Here is a 17,261-nt window from a genome sequence, read left to right on the forward strand (position 1 = left end):
TGTGCTGACGTAAAACACAAAGAGGTACAGATGAACAGACGGACAAGGTTGCTCCGGTACGGCCTCTTCACCGTGGTCTCGGCTCTGATGGCCACGGTCTTACCTCCGTTCGCGGTGGCCGACGCGGCGGACCCCTGCGGTCCCGGCACGAACGCGATCGTGTGCGAGAACTCCAAGCCGGGCACACCGATGTCCGACTGGTTCGCGCCCAGCGCCTACGGCGACATCAAGGGCTTCACCGCCCAGATGAGCGTCCAGGCGGGCGAGACCGTGCAGTTCAAGGTCCAGTCGCCGACCCCGTACAAGGTGTCGGTCTACCGGCTCGGCCACTACGGGGGTGACGGGGCCCGTCTGATGTCGACCGCCGCCCAGGCCGCCCAGAACTTCCCGGCGAACTTCCCGCAGGGAGGCAACCCGCTGAGCTGCACCACCAAGGCCTCCACCGGCCTGGTCGACTGCGGCAACTGGCCCGTCACCTCCACGTGGACAGTGCCCTCCGACGCCGTCTCCGGCCTCTACATGGCGAACTTCGACCAGGCCGACGGCAACGGCGTGATGCCCTACCCGTTCGTGGTCCGCAACGACTCCAGCCACTCCGACATCGTGGTGCAGACCAGCGACCAGACCTGGCAGGCGTACAACAACTACGGCGGCCAGGACCTGTACGACGGCGCCGGGCCCGCGCCCGACGGACGTGCGTACGAGGTCAGTTACAACCGGCCGATGGACATCGGCGGGGAGAACGGGATCTACGGGTCCGAGTACCAGATGATCTCCTGGCTGGAGCGCAACGGGTACGACGTCAGCTACATGTCCGGGATCGACATGTCGACCAAGGGCGCGACCCAGCTCCAGAACCACAAGGTGTTCATGTCCTCCGGGCACGACGAGTACTGGACCCAGGACCAGTTCACCAACGCCCTGAACGCACGTCACGCGGGCGTCAACCAGACGTACTTCGCGGGCAACGAGGTCTTCTGGAAGACCCGCCTCGCCCCCAGCATCGACGGGGCCAACACGGCCAACCGGACGCTGGTCTGCTACAAGGAGACCAAGCTCTCCTTCCCGCAGCCCAACGGCATCCCCGACCCGAGCGGGATCTGGACGGGCACCTTCATGGACCCGGCCAGCGCCACGAACGGGCGGCCCTTCCAGCCGCAGAACCAGGTGACCGGCTCGCTGTTCAGCGTGAACGGCTACCGCAGCGACGCCATCACCGTGCCCGGAGCCTTCGCCAAGATGCGGCTGTGGAGGAACACCACCGTCGCCAACCTGACCCCCTCCCAGACCGCCACCTTCCCCGTCGGCACGCTCGGCTACGAGTGGGACAGCGACGTGGAGGACGCGGCGCGCCCGGCCGGGCAGATCGCCCTGTCGTCCACCACGGTGGACATCAACGACGGCAAGTACCGCCTCGACTACGGGAACACCTACGGGAACGGGACCGCGACGCACAGCCTGGTCGCCTTCCGCGACCAGACCTCGCACGCCCTGGTCTTCGGCTCGGGCACCGTGCAGTGGTCCTGGGGCCTGACCAACATGCCGACGGGCAACCCGGACGACGCGGTGGTCACCGAGGACAAGCGGATGCAGCAGGCGACGGTGAACATCTTCGCCGACATGGGGGTCCAGCCCAAGTCCCTGCAGAGCAACCTGGTGGCGGCGAGCGCCTCCACCGACACCACCGGCCCGGTCATCACCGTGACCAGCCCCGCGGCGAACGCCACGGTGCCCGCGCTGCGGCCGGTGACCATCACGGGTACCTCTGCGGACAGCGGCGGCGGCGTCGTGGCCCGCGTGGAGGTCTCCACCGACGGCGGGACCACCTGGAAGGCGACCACCGGAATCGGGTCCTGGAGCTACAAGTGGACCCCGACCACGCCCGGACCCGTGCAGATCAAGGTCCGCGCGGTGGACGACAGCGTCAACATCGGCGCCACCACCACCGTGCCGCTGACCGTGGGACCCCAGCAGTGCCCCTGCACCGTCTGGCCGGCCGCCGCCGTACCGGGCACCGTCAACGCCGGTGACGGCAGCGCCGTCGAGCTCGGCGTGAAGATCCGCTCCTCGGTGCCCGGTTCGATCACGGGCGTCCGCTTCTACAAGTCCCCCGCCAACACCGGTACGCACACCGGCAGTCTGTGGAGCAGCTCGGGCCAGCGTCTGGCCACGGGCACCTTCACCAACGAGACGGCGTCCGGCTGGCAGCAGCTGAACTTCTCCTCGCCGGTTCCGGTCAAGGCCAACACCACCTACATCGCCTCCTACTTCGCCCCCAACGGCGGCTACTCCTTCGACACCACCTTCGCCTCGGCCGACGCGGGGCTGGCCCCGTTGACCGCGCTGAAGAGCGGTACCGACGGCGGCAACGGCGTGTACCGCTACAGCGGCACCGGCGGGTTCCCGGCCACGGCCTCGTCCGGCAGCAACTACTGGGTCGACGCGGTCCTGGACACCGCCACCGCGAGCACGACACCGCCCACGGTCACCGCGACCACGCCGCAGTCCGCGGCCACGGGCACCGCGATCACGGCAACGGTGAAGGCCACTTTCAGCGAGGGCGTCGACGCCGACACCCTCGTGTTCACCCTGAAGGACCCGGGCGGCGCCACCGTCCCGGGCAGCAAGGTCCTCAGCGCCTCGAACAGCGCCACCTTCACCCCGTCCACCGAACTGGTGCTGAACACCACCTACACGGCGTCGGTGCAGGCGGCCGACCTGTGGGGCAACACCATGGCCGCGCCGGTCACCTGGACCTTCACCACCAGCGCGAGCCCGCCGACGGTGAACTGCCCGTGCACCCTGTGGGGCCCGGCCACCGAACCGACCACCGCCAACGTCGGCGACGACACCAACTCCGTCGAACTGGGCACCCGCTTCCAGTCCACCGTCGGTGGCTACGTCACCGGCATCACCTTCTACAAGGGACCCGGCAACACCGGCACGCACACCGGCAGCCTCTGGTCGGACACCGGCACCCTCCTGGCCACCGGAACTTTCGGCAGCGAGACCCTGTCCGGCTGGCATCAGCTCCACTTCACCACACCCGTGGCCATCACGGCGGGTACCACCTACGTGGCCTCGTACCACGCGCCGAACGGCAAGTACTCTGTGGACGGCGGGTACTTCACGGCCGCGCACCGCTCCTATCCGCTGGTCGCGCCGGCCGACGGCAGCGGCGGCTCCAACGGCCTCTACAAGTACGGTGCGGGCACGGTCTTCCCGAACAACACCTTCGGATCGGTGAACTACTGGGTCGGCCCAGTCTTCACCACCACGGCGCCGTCCGGCCTCTCGGCCGGCTCCACGGAGGTGTCCGGCCAGTGAGCACGGTCAGCGTGGTGATCCCCTGCTACAAGTACGGCCGCTTCCTGGCCGACTGCGTCAAGAGCGTCCTGGACGAGCAGGAGGGCGTCGACGTACGGGTACTGATCATCGACGACGCGTCCCCCGACGACTCGGCGGAGGTCGCGCGCGCCCTGGCGGCCGCCGACCCCCGCATCGAGGTCCGGGTCCACGAACGCAACCGGGGTCACATCGCCACCTACAACGAGGGCTTGCTGGAGTGGGCCGACGGGGATTACGTGGCCCTGCTCTCGGCCGACGACCGGCTGGTCCCCGGCGCCCTGGTACGCGCCGCGGCCCTGCTGGACGCCCACCCGGAGGCCGGCTTCGCCTACGGCAGGCCGCTGCGGTTCCAGCACGGCGGGCCGCTTCCCGCGGCCCGCACCCGGAGCACCGGTTCGGTGGTCTACCCCGGGCGGTGGTGGCTGGAGCGGCGCTTCAGGGAGGGCACCGGGTGCATCACCTCGCCCGAAGTGGTCGTGCGCACCAGCCTCCAGCGCAAGGTCGGGGGCTACGACCCGGAGCTTCCGCACGCCGGCGACATCGAGATGTGGATGCGGCTCGCGGCCCACGCCGACGTGGGCTACGTCCGGGGGGCCGACCAGGCCTTCTACCGCGTCCACGGCAACAACATGTCCACCACGGACTTCGGCGGGCAGCTCGACGACCTGCGCCAGCGCCTCGTCGCCTTCGACTCCGTCCTGGAGAAGTGCGGCGGCCTGCTCCCCGAGGCAGCCGAGCTGTCGGCGGCGGCGCGCACGCGGCTGGCCCGGTACGCCCTGCGCAGGGCGTACCGCGCCTACGACCGGGGGCGCACCGGGGTGGTCCCGGTCGAGGACCTGGAGGCCTTCGCCGCCGAATGCAGGCCGGACTACAGCGAGCTCGCCGAGTACGCGGCGCTGCGCCGGCGCCGGCGGGTCGGAGCGCGCGTGATGCCGTACCTCCAGCCGCTGGTGCTCTCGGCCTTCGCGGACCGGGGGCGCGAGTGGCTCTGGTGGCAGTCCTGGAAACGTCGAGGGATTTGATGAATTTTCGGCACCATCCGCACCATCCGCACCATCGGCACGACCGCCCCGTCCCCGGGGCACACCCGGCCCGGCGGCCCGCTACCTCAGCGGGCCGCCGCGGCCGCGGGCGCACGGCCCTCGGCCGTCTCCCGCGGACCGGCGTCGGCGCCTTCGCGCCGGCGCCGGCCCCGGTGCTTCAGGAGCTGATCCGTCCACAGCGCGCACGCCACGCCGCCGACCGCGGCCAGCAGCGCCGTCCCGGCCAGGCCACGGCTCTTGGTACCGCTCTGCGCGACCGCCGTCGGCGGGACGAGGAGGGTCACGCTCATCCGCGCCGCCGCCGGGATCCGCTGCTCGGTCTGCATGTCCGAGAGGTGCTTGGTGTAGACCTCGACGACCTTCAGCACGGAACGGTCGGCCACGGCGGGGTCCACGTGCTCCGCCTGCACCTGGAGCGAGGGGATCAGATAGCGGGGGGTGACGCTGGTACCGCTGTTGCGCGGGATCATCCGGTACTTGCCCTCCACCCCCGCGGCGCGCAACTCGGCCGCGCCGCCAGGGGAGTCCAGCTGCTGCACCGCCGCGTAGGAGACGGCGGCGAGCGGCGGCTGCAGGTTGGCGAGCTGGTTCGGCTGGTTGCCGGTCACCGGCGGCTTGAGCACGACGATCGCCGAGCTCACGTACGTCTGGGTGGGGCGGAGCACCTGCAGGGCTCCGGCGGCCGCGAGCGCCGCCGCCAGGACCAGGACGTACCAGCGGCGGCGCAGCGTGCGGAACAACTCACCAGGCGACACAGGATTCCTTCCGTCGTGATCGATCTTCCCAGGACGCGGGTCGGCCCGCCATCGGTTCCCGGCCCTCATGGGGGGCGTTCGTGAACATCGGTGAGATAGGCGCGGTACTCAGGCGCCGCTGGTACGTGATGGCGCCCCTGACGGTCATGGGACTCCTCGCGGGTCTGCACCTGTACCAGTCGGTGCCCGTGTCCTACCAGTCGCAGAGCTCGGTGGCGCTCCTCGACTCCACGGCGGTCGCGGAGTTGGCCCCGGCCTTCGGCAACCCCATCTCGAACGCGGGCGGTTCGCTCGTCGTGACCGCCGACGTCCTCATCAGAACCCTGTCGGGAGCCGACGCGGCGCGGGACCTGCAGGGTTTGGGAGTCACCGACCCCTACACGGTCGGATTCGCCGCGAACACCTCCGGCCCGATGCTCACGTTGACGGTCACGGGCACCGACCGAGCCAAGGTGCTCAAAGAGACCAGCACGCTCACCGCCTTCGCCGGTGAGCAGCTCAACGCGCTCCAGGCGGCGGCCAAGGTACAACCCGCCTACTTCGTGCAGACCGCCCCGGTCGTGCTGCCGCAGACCCCGAAGCCACAGCTCAAGAGCCGTTACCAGCAGGTCCTGGCCGTCGTCATCGCCGGCCTGGTCGCCGGCTTCACCCTGTCCTTCGTCACCGAGAGCCTGCTGGGGTCCCTGCGCCGCCGCCGCGAGGCGGCCGAAGCCGCGGAAGCCGCCCGCACGGACGGGGCGGCCGGCGGGGCGAAGGCGCGCGTGCGCAGGCGCAACAGGGCCCGGCAGCTGGACGCCACCGCGCTGCTCACCGGCTATCTGGCGCTGGCCTTCTTCATCCCCTCGAACCTGACCCTCCCGGGCCTGGGAGGTGTGGGTACCCCGGCCAACGTGTTCGCGCTGCTGGGGCTGTTCTGGTACCTCGCGACCTGGCTGACCGGCCGGATCCGGCCGGCCCCCGGCACCCGGCTGCCCCGGGTCGCCATGTGGCTGCTGACCGTGTCGGTACTGGCCTCCTACCTCGCGAACGCCTCCAGGGGCAGCTCGCACAAGGAGGTACTGGGGGCCGACCGCGGCCTGATCGGGCTGCTCGTCTGGGTGTCGCTGGTGGTGCTGGTCTCGGCCGGCATCCAGGACCGGGCCCGCCTCGACGTACTGCTGCGGCGGGCCGTCGTGATGGGGGCGGTGGTGGCCGCCATCGGCTACTACGACTTCTTCACCGCGACGAACATCGCCGAAAAGATCAACATTCCCGGACTCCAGTCGAGCGTCGCCCAGATCACCACGCTGGACCGGGGGGCCTTCACCCGGCCCCGCTCGACGACGGCGCAGCCGCTGGAGTTCGGCGGCATGCTCGCCCTGCTGCTGCCCTTCGCCGTGCAGCAGGCCTTCGATCCGGTCCGCGCGCACCTGAGCCGTTGGCGCCGCTGGGCCCCGGTGGCACTGATGGGCGGCGCCCTGCCGCTGACCGTGTCGCGGACCTCCATCATCGGCGCGCTCATCGTGGTGCTGGTGATGGTGCCGCGGTGGAAGCCGCAGCGGCGCTGGACCACCTTCGGCCTGCTGCTGGGTTCCGTGGCCGTCTTCAAGGTCCTCGTGCCGGGGCTGATCGGCACGATCACCACCCTCTTCGCGTCCTTCCTGTCGAACTCCGACAGCAGCACCCAGGCCCGTACCGTCAAGTACAGCGCGATCGTGCCCTACTTGGAGGACCGCCCGCTGTTCGGGCGGGGCCTGGGTACCTTCACCCCGGACCTCTACTTCTTCACCGACAACCAGTACATGCTGACCCTCGCGGAAATGGGACTGCTGGGCCTGGTCGCGCTCTTCGCGCTGTTCCTCACCGGAATCCACCAGGGCGGCGCCGTCCGCCGCCTCGCCGCCTGCGAGTCCGACCGGGAGCTCGGCCAGGCCTTCTTCGCCTCGGCCCTCGTCGCCCTGGTCAGCGCCGCCACCTTCGACGCCCTCAGCTTCCCGATGTTCGCCGGGATGTTCTTCCTGACGATCGCCGCCGGAGGCAGTTACCTCGGCTTCATCCGGCGCGCCGCGCCGAAGCCCCGAACCGTGGAGTCCCCGTGCTTTCCAGTGGCCCAGCCTCCAGCCGCCCGCCCTCGCGCCGGCCGGTCCCGCCGCTCCGACCGGGTACAGCCGGTCCCGTAGCCGTCGTCGTCGTCACCTGGAACAGCGCCCGGGTGCTGCCCGAGTTCCTCGCCTCGCTGCCGGAGGGCATGGCCGGGCTCGACTGGCGCCTGGTCGTCGCCGACAACGACTCCTCCGATGACACCGTGGAGCTGCTCCGGTCACTCGCCCCGGAGGCGACGGTCGTCCAGACCGGCCGCAACGCCGGCTACGCGGCCGGGGTGAACGCGGCCCTGGAGGCCGCCGCAGGGTGGGAGGGCGGCTTCGGCACGGCGCTGGTGTGCAATCCGGACGTCCGGATGCGGCGGGGCTGCGCCGAACTCCTCGTCGAGGCGCTCGGCGCCCCCCTCGACGGGGGCGGCCGGGTCGGGATCAGCGTCCCCCTGCTCCACGAAGAGGACGGGACGCTCCACTACTCGCTGCGCCGTGAGTCGCGCGTGACGCGTGCCCTGGGCGAGGCCGTGATCGGCAACCGCCGGGCGGGGCGCTTCCCGCTGTGGAGCGAGCTGGTCACCGATCCGTCCGCGTACCGGCGGGCCACCGTCGCGGACTGGGCGACCGGTGCGCTGATGGCGCTCTCCCGGGAATGCCTGGACGCCTGCGGAGCCTGGGACGAATCGTTCTTCCTTTACTCGGAGGAGACCGAGTACTGCCTGCGGGCCGGCGACCTCGGCTTCGCCACCCGGCTGGAGCCCGCCGCCGCGGCCGTCCACCTCGGCGGGGACTCGCAGGTGTCACCGCGGCTGTGGACGCTGCTGACCCTCAACCGCGTACGGCTCTACGGGCGCCGGCACGGGGCGGCGGCCACCACCGCCTTCCGCGCGGCCGTGCTGCTGCGCGAGACCTCGCGCGCGGTCCTCGGCCGGCCCGCGAGCCGGGCGGCGGCGCGGGCCCTGGCCGGCCGGTCCGCGCTGCGCGCGACCCCGGGACCCTGATCCGGCCGCGTCACTCGAAGGGCACGGACCCCGTGGGCGCCGACCCGTCCCAGGCGGTGTAGAAGCTCTCCGGGTTGACCAGGTAGCGGACGGTGGGCCGGGGCACGTGGCGGACCTCGTGGCGGCGGCTGTAGCGGCGTACGAGCTCCCAGTCCTCGCGGGGCAGCACCTCGGGCGTTCGCCGCAGCCGGCTGAAGTACAGGGACCGGGTGCGGCGCGCCACGAAGGCGTTCGTGTCGAGGAAGGCCTCGTGGGCGGAGCGGCGGCGGTCGAACGGCACCGACAGCACGTCCCGTTCGCGGCCGTCGGGGAGCACCCTGCGCAGCGCGGTGTACACGGCGTCGGGCCCGCCGGCCGGCTCCAGTACCGCGAGGGCCTGCTCCAGGTGGTCGGGTTCCCACAGGTTGTCGTCGTCCAGGAAGGCGACGTACCGCGAACGGGTCAGCCGGATCCCGACATTGCGCACGACCCCGGCCGTGGCCGTGTTGCGAGCCAGCGACACCGCGAACAGCCTGGGATCCGAAGGCAGTTCGGGCAGTCCCGCGCCGTCGTCCACGACGATGACCACCTGGTCGGCCATCCTCTGCCCCAAGGCCGAGCGGACCGCCGCGCGCAGCGCCTCGGGGCGCCGGTGCGTGGCGATCACGGTGGCGACCAGAGCGGTCGGCGGCCGGCCGAGGAGAGCGGCCAGCCGGACGGTCTCGGCGTCCTCGAAACGGCGCAGCCGCACGGCGGAAGGGGCCAGCAGGAGCTTGTTCCTGGCCTCGAAGAGCACCAGCCAGCCGAAGGCCCGCTTGAGCAGCTCCCAGGGGGCCCGGGCGATGCGGCGCATGATGTCCTCTCGATCGTCAGGGGGCCGGTTCGGGTACGACGGGCCGGCCGTCGCTCATCCGGTTGCCGCGCCACACGTTGCCCGCGCCGCCCGAGTTCCAGGCGGCGACCGGCCCGTAGGTCCCGGCGGCGGGGTGGTACTGGGTGGAGAAGACGTTGTCCGTGACCTGGATGCCCGTGGCACCCGGGCCGCCGCCGTAGAGCGCGTACGCCCCGCCGGCCAGCCAGTTGCGGTCGACGACCACGTTGGAGACCACACCGGTGTCGGCGAACAGCCCGAGGGCCGCGCTGGCGCCCCGGTCGACCGGGACCGCGTTGAGCAGGGTGTTGTGGCGGATGGTCAGCCGGCCCTTGTTGCCGCCGCCGCTGATGACGGCGTCGGTGTGCTGCCACTCGCCGCCCTGGTTGCGGAAGGCGGCGATATCGTGCACGTAGTTGTCGTGCAGGTTGCCCTGGCCCATGGACAGGGCGTTGCCGAACACCGAGATGTCGCACCAGCCGACCTCGATCGAGCTGTCGCCCATGTTGGAGACCGCGTAGTCGACGCCCCCGTTGTCGGGGCCCTTGCCCGGTACCGCGGTGATCGTGGTGCGCAGGACCTTGAGGCCCTTGAATCCCGGGCGCAGGTTGACGCCCCACCAGTTCGCCGAGGTGATCTTGCTGTCGATGATGGTGACGTCGTCGGCGTAGATGTCCAGGGAACCGTGGATGTCCCAGCCCTTGATGACCGTGCCGTCGGTCTTCACGGACATGTTCCCGGTGTCGTGCCGCTCCAGCGCGATGCGCGGCCCGGTGGTGCGCGCGTCGGGGAACCCGCAGGCGCCCGGCGAGGAACACACGGGCGTTCCGGCGGGCGGCGCGCTGCTCGTCGGCGGGGGAGTGGCGGAGGGGGACGCGGCGGTGGCGGAAGGGCTGGGGGTGCCCGAAGCGGACGGGTCCGCGGAGGGCGCGGGCGTGGGGAGGGAGTCCGAGCCGGGACATTCGGGGGCGCTGGCCGGGCACGAGCCGGCCGAGGGCTCGCTGATGCCCGTCCGCTCCGCCTGGTAGAGGGCCAGTACGGCGACCAGCAGGATCCCGGCCGACAGCCAGGCCCATAACAGGCGCCTGCGGTGACGTGCCACGGTACTAACCCCCCGCCGTCGCGGTCGCGGGCGCGGTCCCGGCGGTCGGCGGGGAACCGCGCAGGAACCCGAGGCTGGGCAGCACGCACAGGGCGTAGCACAGGGCGCCGGCGGTCCCGGTCGCGAGCAGCGCGAGGACGCCGTCGCCCAGCAGCCGCGCCAGGACGAGGACCACGGCCGTCATCACGGCGCCGCCGAGGAAGGGCCAGGCGCAGGCCCGCGCCACGGTGGCCAGGCCGATGCCGCCCCGGTGCAGCGCGATGAGGAACACCGGCACCACGACGGCGCCGGCGACCAGGACGTGCCCCTGGGCCACTCCCACGATCCCGCCGGCCCCGGCGCCGATCACCAGGGCCGGGACCAGGATGACGAGCCACAGGCCCTGCACCCCGATGAGGGAGCGGCGCCGGCCGATGGCCACCAGGCAGTCGTAGGCCAGTTCGCAGCCGATCCGGACGAGGCCGAGCCCCATCAGCCAGGGCAGCGCGGCGGCCGCGGGCAGCCAGCGCTCCCCGTAGACGAGCCCGACGATCGGCGCGGACAGGGCGGCCAGCAGGACGCAGAGCGGCACGGTGCCCGTCATCACCACGCCCAGGGCGCGGCCGAACCCACTGGCCAGCGCCCCGGGTGTGTCGGCCAGCCGGGAGAACCCGGCGAAGGAGACGCGGCGGGCCGCCTCGGAGATGATCCGCACGGGCCAGCCGGAGATGTTGAAGGCGAGCACGTAGAAGCCGAGGGCCAGTTGGTCCAGGGCGGAGCCCACCACCATGGTGTCCACGTTGACGACGCCGAGGGCGAGCATGCTGGCCCCGGCCAGGGGGAGACCGAAGCGGAGCAGGGCCCGGGCCTGCTCCCGGTCCCAGCCGAACCTCAGGGTGCCGGGAGCGGCGAGGCAGCATCCGGCGAGCGCGGCCACGTTGCCGGCGACGGAGCCCCAGGCGAAGCTCATGGCGCCCCAGCCCTGGACGGCCAGCAGCAGGGTCACCGCGGTGCTGAGGACGAAGTTGAGGGCGTCGATGGCCATCCGGCGGCCCTGCGCGAACTCCCGGGTCAGGAAGCCCGCGGGCACCTGCGACAGCCCGTCCAGGACCACGCACACGCACATCACCCGCAGGACGCCGGAGGCCTCGGGCGAGCCGAGGACCCGGGCCACCGCTGGGGCCGCCGCGAACAGGACGGCGTACAGCAGGCAGCTGGAGGCGGCGCTCAGGGTGAGGACGGTCGGGGCGAAGCGGCGGGGGTCGCCCTCCCAGCGCACGATGGCCAGCGAGACGCCGAGCTCGTTCGCGGAGAGCAGGACCAGCAGGACCGTCTGGGCGATCCCGTAGACGCCCCAGGCCTCGGGGCCGAGGAAGAAGCGGGCGAGGATGATGCCGGTGACGAAGTTGCCGAGGCGCATGACCACGGTGTTGACCAGGCTCCACCGGGCGGCGGAGCCGACCTTGCGGCCCAGGGCTGGCCCCTCGGGCGGAGTCTGTACACCGGTTGCGGCGTCCGTCGAGGAGCCGGTCACGGTGATCCGGTGGAGCGGTACTTGGTGGACGGCAGGATTTTCAGGGCCATGGTCTGCGTGGGGTCCGCCGTACTGGAGGAGGCGTCGGGCGAGGTGTCGGCCGAGGCGCCGGGCGCGCGGTCGGACCGGGGGGCGTCGGGCGGGCCGTCGGACGGGGTGCTCTCGGGCACCGTGGTCTCGGAGGTGGGGGCGGGGGCTTCGGCCGCCGGCGGCCGGCGCCGGCCCGTAAAGCCGGGGCCGGCGGCCTTACGGCGGCGGGCCTCCACGAAGAAGGTGGCCACCAGGCTCAGTACGAAGCCCAGGGCGCCCGCCATGACCAGGTACTGGATCCGGGTCTTGGTCTGAGGTTCCGGCATCTGCGGCGGGACGATCGTCGCCATGCGGATCATGGCCTCCGGTGCGACCGACTGCTGGGACTGGAACTCCTGCAGCCGCTTCTCGGCGTAGGCGGTGAAGATCTGGTCCGACTTCAGGACGGCGTCCGGATCGGTCCCGGTGACGCTCAGCCACATGAAGGGCCCCTGGGCGTTGTCGGCGATCTTCGCCTCGTACGTCCCGGTGACTCCCTGGGCCTTGAGGTCGGCCTTGGAGTCGTCGGAGTTGAGGTTGCGGGCCAGGCCGTCGGCCATTCCGGTGAGCGAGGACTGGGTGCTCAGGAAGGGGTTGCCGTCGAAGGCCACCGTGGCCTTCTTCGAGTTCAGCAGGGTCACCGTGCTCTGCGACAGGTACTCCACCGGGACCAGCAGGTACACGCCGGCGGTCAGCGCGGCCGTGAGCAGCAGTCCGGGCACCAGCACGTACCAGCGCCTGCGCATGACCCGCCAGATCTCCGCGAGATCCATGGTCTTTCCCCCTCGCGGCGGCGTCGTGTCCTCCACGCGCCGCCGCCCTGTTCTGTGCGGTGATTACGGTTGTCGACGTGATGCGGTGTTGAAGTGATGCGGTGTTGAAGTGGTGCGGTCGTGCGGTATCGCGGTGGTGCGTCGGGCCGGGTCGCTACGGTGCTCCGGGCGCCCCGGACGGAACCAGATCGGTGGGCCGCGGCCGGGTCGCCCCGGTCCCGCCGTCCAGCAGGACCTCGGCGATGCGCTCGCTCGCGCGGCCGTCCCAGAGCTCGGGGCAGCGGGGCGCGGGCGGATCGTCGAGCACCCGGTTCACCGTGGCGGTGATGCGCTCCGGGTCGGTGCCCGCCAGGACGTTGGTGCCCTGCTCGACGGTGATGGGGCGCTCGGTGTTCTCCCGCAGGGTCACACAGGGCACGCCCAGGGCGGTGCTCTCCTCCTGGATGCCCCCGGAGTCGGTGAGGACCACACGGGCGGAGTCCTGCAGGGCGATGAAGTCGAGGTATCCGGCAGGCGGCACCAGGCGGATGCCGCCGGGGACCCCGATCTCGGCCAGCCGCTCGGCCGCCCGCGGGTGCACGGGCAGCAGCAGCGGGCAGCGATCGGCGATCTCGCCCAGGGCCTTCAGCAGGCCCCGCAGCGCGTCGGGATCGTCGACGTTGGCCGGCCGGTGCAGGGTGACCAGACCGTATCCGCCCCGGGTGAGCCCGTACCGGTGAAGGACGTCGGAGTCCCTGGCCCGCTCCAGGTTGGCGAACAGGGTGTCGATCATGACGTTGCCGACGACGTGGATCTGGTCCTCGCGGTACCCCTCCGCCCGCAGGTTCGCGGCCGCGTCGGGCGAGGGGGCCAGCAGGTAGTCGCTGACGCGGTCGGTGGCGACCCGGTTGACCTCCTCGGGCATGCTCCAGTCCCGGCTGCGCAATCCCGCCTCCACGTGGGCCAGCAGCGGGCCGGCCTTCGCGGTGACCAGCGCGCAGGCGAGCGTGGAGTTGATGTCTCCGACCACCACGACGGCGTCCGGGGCCAGTTCGTCGACCAGCGGCTCGAAGGCCGCCATCACCCGGCCGGTCTGCTGGGCGTGGCTGCCGGAGCCGGCTCCCAGGTAGCGGTCGGGGGAGCGCATGCCGAGGTCGCGGAAGAAGACGTCGTTCATGGACTCGTCGTAGTGCTGGCCGGTGTGGACGAGGACGACCTCGGCGCCGCGGCGCTCCAGCGCGTCCATCACCGGTTTGATCTTCATGTAGTTGGGCCGTGCCCCGGCCACGCAGATGATCCTCGTCATGGGTCAGAGCACCTCCACCTTGGGCCCGGACAGCCGGTTGCGGCAGTCCAGGATCAACGAGGCGTGCTCGGTGACCATCGCGTAGTCGAAGGAGTCGTGGTCCGTGAGCAGGACCACCACGTCGGCGGAGGTCAGCTCCTTGCGGGTCGGCTCGACCCGCGAGAGACGGGCGTCGACCGTGATGCCCTCCACCACGTGCGGGTCGGCCGCGCGCACCTTGGCGCCCATGTCGAGGAGCAGCTGCGCCACGCGCACGGCCGGCGACTCCCGGGCGTCGCCGGTGTTCTTCTTGTACGCCAGCCCGAGGATCAGGATCCGGGAGCCGTTGACCGAGCGGCGCTTGGCGTTGAGCGCGTCCATGACCCGGCGTGCGACGTACTCGGGCATGTGGCTGTTGATGTCGTTGGCCAGTTCGACGAAGCGGAAGTTCTGGCCGAGTTCGCGCTGCACCCGCCAGGACAGGTACGAGGGGTCGATCGGCAGGCAGTGCCCCCCCACCCCGGGGCCCGGGGTGAACTTCATGAAGCCGAACGGCTTACTGGCGGCGGCCTCGATGGTCTGCCACACGTCGATGTCGAGGTGGCGGGCGAACATGGCTATCTCGTTGACGAGGGCGATGTTCACGTGCCGGAAGGTGTTCTCCAGCAGTTTCGCGAGCTCGGCTTCCTTGGGCGAGCGCACCGGCACCGTCGTGTCGACGAGGCTCGCGTAGAAGGTCTCCACGGCCTTGAGGGACGAGGCGTTCACGCCGGAGACGACCTTGGGCGTCTGCTGGAAGCCCCAGACGGTGTTGCCGGGGTCGATGCGCTCCGGGCTGTAGCCCAGGTGGAAGTCGACGCCGGCGGTGAGTCCCGAGCCGTCCTCCAGGATCGGGCCGAACAGCTCCTCGGTGGTGCCCGGATAGGTGGTGGACTCCAGCACGACGGTGGCGCCCGGCCGCAGGAAGCGGGCCAGGGTGTGCGCCGACTCCTCGATGTAGCGCAGGTCGGGGGCGCCGTCCTGCAAGGGTGTCGGGACCGTGACGACCGCGACGTCGAAACCGCCGCAGTCGCGGGCGAGTTCGCTGGCCTGGTAGGTGCCGAGCTCCAGTGCCCGGCTCAGCCGTTCGGAGGAGACGTCCTCCACGTACGACTCGCCGGCGGCGAGGCTCTTGACCCGCCGCGCGTCCACGTCGTAACCGACCACTTGGTGGCCGACCTCGGCGGCCCTGATGGCCAGTGGAAGGCCGACGTAACCCTGTCCCACGACGACGACGCGCATCAGTGACTCCTGTTCGCGGAACGGGCAGACGGTGTACGGCGGATGAGTTCCCGGACCGTCATGAGGAGGAAGGCGGCATTGGTGGTGAGGTAGCGCTTGCCGAGGCGGCGCGGCTCCTGGAGGGTGCGGTAGAACCATTCGAGCCCCATCCGCTGCCAGACCAGGGGGGCCCGCTTGGTGATGCCGGCCAGGATGTCGAAGGATCCGCCGACACCGTGCACCACGTGGGTGCCGGTGCGCTTGCCGTAACCCGCGGTGAAGATCTCCTTCTTGGGGGAGGTCATGCCGAGGAACAGCAGCCGGGCACCGCTCGCGGCGACGGCGTCGGCGATCGCGCCCTGGTCGGAGTCCTCGAAGTAGCCGTTGCGGCTGCCCGCCACCCGCAGCGCCGGGAACTGCTCGGAGATCCGGCGGAGCATCAGCTCCAGGACCTCCTGCCGGGCGCCTAGCAGGTAGACGGGTACGTCCGCGGTCTCGGCGGCGGCCAGCAGCCGCATGAACAGGTCGATTCCCGCGACCCGTTCGGGCAGCCGGACACCGAGGACCCGGCCCGCCCACACCACGGCCTGGCCGTCGGCCAGGACGAGGTCGCAGCCGGCGACCGCCGCCGCGAGGCGGGGGTCGCGGCGCATGTTGACCAGCTTGGCGGCGTTGACCATGCCGATCTCGATCTGCTCACCGCGCCGCACCGCTTCGAGGCAGCGCCGCACTGTCTCGTCCATGGTCAGTGCGTCGAGCGCGACCCCGAAGAGGGTCTGTCTGTGATTCATTTCCCGAGCCCCCCGAGCCAGGCGTGCAGGAGCCAGCCGAACTCGTAGGGCCTGCACTCGCGGTCCACCGCCAGGGGACGGAAGAGCCGGTCGAGCGGTGCCAGCCGGGCCTGCGGGAGCACCCGGGTGGTGAGTCCTCGGGCGGCGCGGACGGCCTTGACGGGGTCGCCGCGGTACACCTTGCGCCAGGTGACCCCGTAGTCCTCGCGGATCATGGACTCGCGCGGGGTGCCGTCGGGCCCGGCGATCTCGGGCACCGCGGTCATCCACCGCAGACCCCTGCGGATCGCGGCGCCGAAGTCGGTGCCGCCCGCGTCGGCCAGGTCGAAGAGGGCGGTCGGAGCCATGGCGTGCTGGTGGACGCTGTAGACGGGGTAGCCCTCCACCACGCCGCCCGTGCGGGCGTCGTAGTGCCACCACCACTGTCCGCCGTCCCCCTGCAGAGCGCAGATGCGGGCGGCGCAGGCGTCGGCGGCGGCCAGGGCCCGCGGGTCCGAACCGCTCGCGTGCAGCCGGGCCAGTGCCTGGAGCGGATAGGTCTGGTCGGCGAAACAGGCCACGTGGGAGCGGTAGCCGGGGACCAGCCCCGGCCCGGTGGCGTGCGGGAACAGCGGGCTGTCGCCGATCCTGGCCGCCAGCAGCCGGTCGCGGGCGGCCGCCAGGCGGTACTCCACGTCCACTTCGGCGCGGGCGGCGGCGAGGGCGGAGAGCACCCAGGCCACCTCGACCGTGTACTGCGGCCGTCCGGGGACGTCCAGTACGGACACGCGCGCGAGGGCGTCCGCCAGCTTCGGGTGCCCCGTCTCGGCGGCGGCCCAGGCGATGAGCGCGGCGTCTCCGAGGTTCGTCACCGCGGGCAGCCGGTCCACCAGCAGTCCCGTGAACTCCCCGGCGGTGAGACCGCCGAACAGGGCCCGCTGGCGTTCCTCGGGAAGGTACCGCGCCCCCAGGGCGGTGATGGCCGCGTACCGGGTGCTCGTACCGCGCCGCTCCACGCGGCGGGCGCCGTCGGGCGTGACCGTCCCCACCCGGGTGAACACGAAGGTCTCCGCACCCGGCAGGTACATTTCGGGTAGCCCCGCCTCGGCCAGCGCGAGCAGCCGCTCGGCCAGCGCGTGCAGCGACGTGTCCGCGTCGGCAAGTGCTCCTAATCGATTGGTGATCACAGGGTCCCCACCCCGGATCCCCGTGTGCCGAGGCACACCCCGTATGTCCGAGCTGTTCGGCTCCAACACACCTACCCCCTCTGAATTGCTCCTCGGACAGACCCGGCGGTCGTCGTTCGGCGGAGGGGAGTGCGCATGACGGGGCTCGTGCCCGCGGTGTGATCCCCCCGATGGCATGAACCGCCCGTGGCCGCCGACTGGATCCCCCTCCAGTGACGTCCCGGACCTGAGCACGCGCGGACGGCGGCGCCGGG

General features: G+C 71.6%; 13 protein-coding genes. 4 read left to right on the forward strand and 9 right to left on the reverse strand.

The annotated features are described in order from the left end of the window. Window positions 1–30: 30 nt before the first annotated feature. Entirely contained in the window at window positions 31–3,327 is a 3,297-nt protein-coding gene (locus J7F03_RS27395) for a DUF4082 domain-containing protein (protein WP_214954045.1), read from the forward strand. Beyond that, window positions 3,324–4,370 (forward strand): glycosyltransferase, encoded by a 1,047-nt coding sequence (locus J7F03_RS27400; RefSeq protein WP_214954047.1) that lies wholly within the window; start codon window positions 3,324–3,326, stop codon window positions 4,368–4,370. Before J7F03_RS27395 ends, J7F03_RS27400 begins: the two co-directional genes overlap by 4 nt. An 86-nt stretch (window positions 4,371–4,456) precedes the next feature. On the opposite strand, the gene J7F03_RS27405 is transcribed toward J7F03_RS27400, so the two are convergent. Next, window positions 4,457–5,146 (reverse strand): hypothetical protein, encoded by a 690-nt coding sequence (locus J7F03_RS27405; protein ID WP_214954049.1) that lies wholly within the window; start codon window positions 5,144–5,146, stop codon window positions 4,457–4,459. An 80-nt stretch (window positions 5,147–5,226) separates the two neighbouring features. Here J7F03_RS27405 and J7F03_RS27410 point away from each other — a divergent pair, with 80 nt between their 5' ends. Together J7F03_RS27410 and J7F03_RS27415 are read left to right on the forward strand one after the other, a co-directional pair. Continuing rightward, on the forward strand, window positions 5,227–7,305 hold the full coding sequence (locus tag J7F03_RS27410) for an O-antigen ligase family protein (protein ID WP_214954051.1): 2,079 nt from the start codon (window positions 5,227–5,229) through the stop codon (window positions 7,303–7,305). Beyond that, window positions 7,221–8,219 (forward strand): glycosyltransferase, encoded by a 999-nt coding sequence (locus J7F03_RS27415; protein ID WP_214954053.1) that lies wholly within the window; start codon window positions 7,221–7,223, stop codon window positions 8,217–8,219. The genes J7F03_RS27410 and J7F03_RS27415 overlap by 85 nt, the downstream gene beginning before the upstream one ends. Window positions 8,220–8,229: 10 nt before the next feature. On the opposite strand, the gene J7F03_RS27420 is transcribed toward J7F03_RS27415, so the two are convergent. The 8 genes from J7F03_RS27420 to J7F03_RS27455 all read right to left on the reverse strand — a co-directional run bounded on the left by J7F03_RS27420 (window position 8,230) and on the right by J7F03_RS27455 (window position 17,007). Beyond that, entirely contained in the window at window positions 8,230–9,051 is an 822-nt protein-coding gene (locus J7F03_RS27420; protein ID WP_214954055.1) for a glycosyltransferase family A protein, read from the reverse strand. Between the two features lie 16 nt (window positions 9,052–9,067). Continuing rightward, window positions 9,068–10,171, reverse strand: a complete 1,104-nt coding sequence (locus tag J7F03_RS27425; protein WP_214954057.1) for a hypothetical protein — start codon at window positions 10,169–10,171, stop codon at window positions 9,068–9,070. 4 nt (window positions 10,172–10,175) lie between these two features. Continuing rightward, window positions 10,176–11,684, reverse strand: a complete 1,509-nt coding sequence (locus J7F03_RS27430) for an oligosaccharide flippase family protein (protein WP_308379990.1) — start codon at window positions 11,682–11,684, stop codon at window positions 10,176–10,178. Next, the gene (locus tag J7F03_RS27435) at window positions 11,681–12,526 is read right to left on the reverse strand and encodes a chain length determinant protein (protein WP_251072571.1); all 846 of its coding nucleotides are present in this window, start codon (window positions 12,524–12,526) and stop codon (window positions 11,681–11,683) included. Before J7F03_RS27435 ends, J7F03_RS27430 begins: the two co-directional genes overlap by 4 nt. 154 nt (window positions 12,527–12,680) lie before the next feature. After that, the gene (wecB, locus tag J7F03_RS27440; RefSeq protein WP_214954059.1) at window positions 12,681–13,811 is read right to left on the reverse strand and encodes a non-hydrolyzing UDP-N-acetylglucosamine 2-epimerase; all 1,131 of its coding nucleotides are present in this window, start codon (window positions 13,809–13,811) and stop codon (window positions 12,681–12,683) included. A 3-nt stretch (window positions 13,812–13,814) separates the two neighbouring features. Further along, complete coding sequence (locus J7F03_RS27445) at window positions 13,815–15,071, reverse strand: nucleotide sugar dehydrogenase (RefSeq protein ID WP_214954061.1); 1,257 nt, start codon at window positions 15,069–15,071, stop codon at window positions 13,815–13,817. After that, the gene (locus J7F03_RS27450) at window positions 15,071–15,841 is read right to left on the reverse strand and encodes a WecB/TagA/CpsF family glycosyltransferase (RefSeq protein WP_214954063.1); all 771 of its coding nucleotides are present in this window, start codon (window positions 15,839–15,841) and stop codon (window positions 15,071–15,073) included. Before J7F03_RS27450 ends, J7F03_RS27445 begins: the two co-directional genes overlap by 1 nt. Beyond that, complete coding sequence (locus tag J7F03_RS27455; protein ID WP_214954065.1) at window positions 15,838–17,007, reverse strand: hypothetical protein; 1,170 nt, start codon at window positions 17,005–17,007, stop codon at window positions 15,838–15,840. The genes J7F03_RS27450 and J7F03_RS27455 overlap by 4 nt, the downstream gene beginning before the upstream one ends. Window positions 17,008–17,261 lie beyond the last annotated feature (254 nt).

The organism is Streptomyces sp. ISL-43 (assembly GCF_018614195.1).
Lineage (GTDB): Bacteria > Actinomycetota > Actinomycetes > Streptomycetales > Streptomycetaceae > Streptomyces.

Bases quoted from the DNA above. Each gene is read 5' to 3' on its own strand.
- J7F03_RS27395 (WP_214954045.1), top strand. From the start codon at position 31: ATGAACAGACGGACAAGGTTGCTCCGGTACGGCCTCTTCACCGTGGTC.
- J7F03_RS27420 (WP_214954055.1), bottom strand. From the start codon at position 9,051: ATGCGCCGCATCGCCCGGGCCCCCTGGGAGCTGCTCAAGCGGGCCTTC.
- J7F03_RS27435 (WP_251072571.1), bottom strand. From the start codon at position 12,526: ATGGATCTCGCGGAGATCTGGCGGGTCATGCGCAGGCGCTGGTACGTG.
- wecB (WP_214954059.1), bottom strand. From the start codon at position 13,811: ATGACGAGGATCATCTGCGTGGCCGGGGCACGGCCCAACTACATGAAG.
- J7F03_RS27445 (WP_214954061.1), bottom strand. From the start codon at position 15,071: ATGCGCGTCGTCGTCGTGGGACAGGGTTACGTCGGCCTTCCACTGGCC.
- J7F03_RS27450 (WP_214954063.1), bottom strand. From the start codon at position 15,841: ATGAATCACAGACAGACCCTCTTCGGGGTCGCGCTCGACGCACTGACC.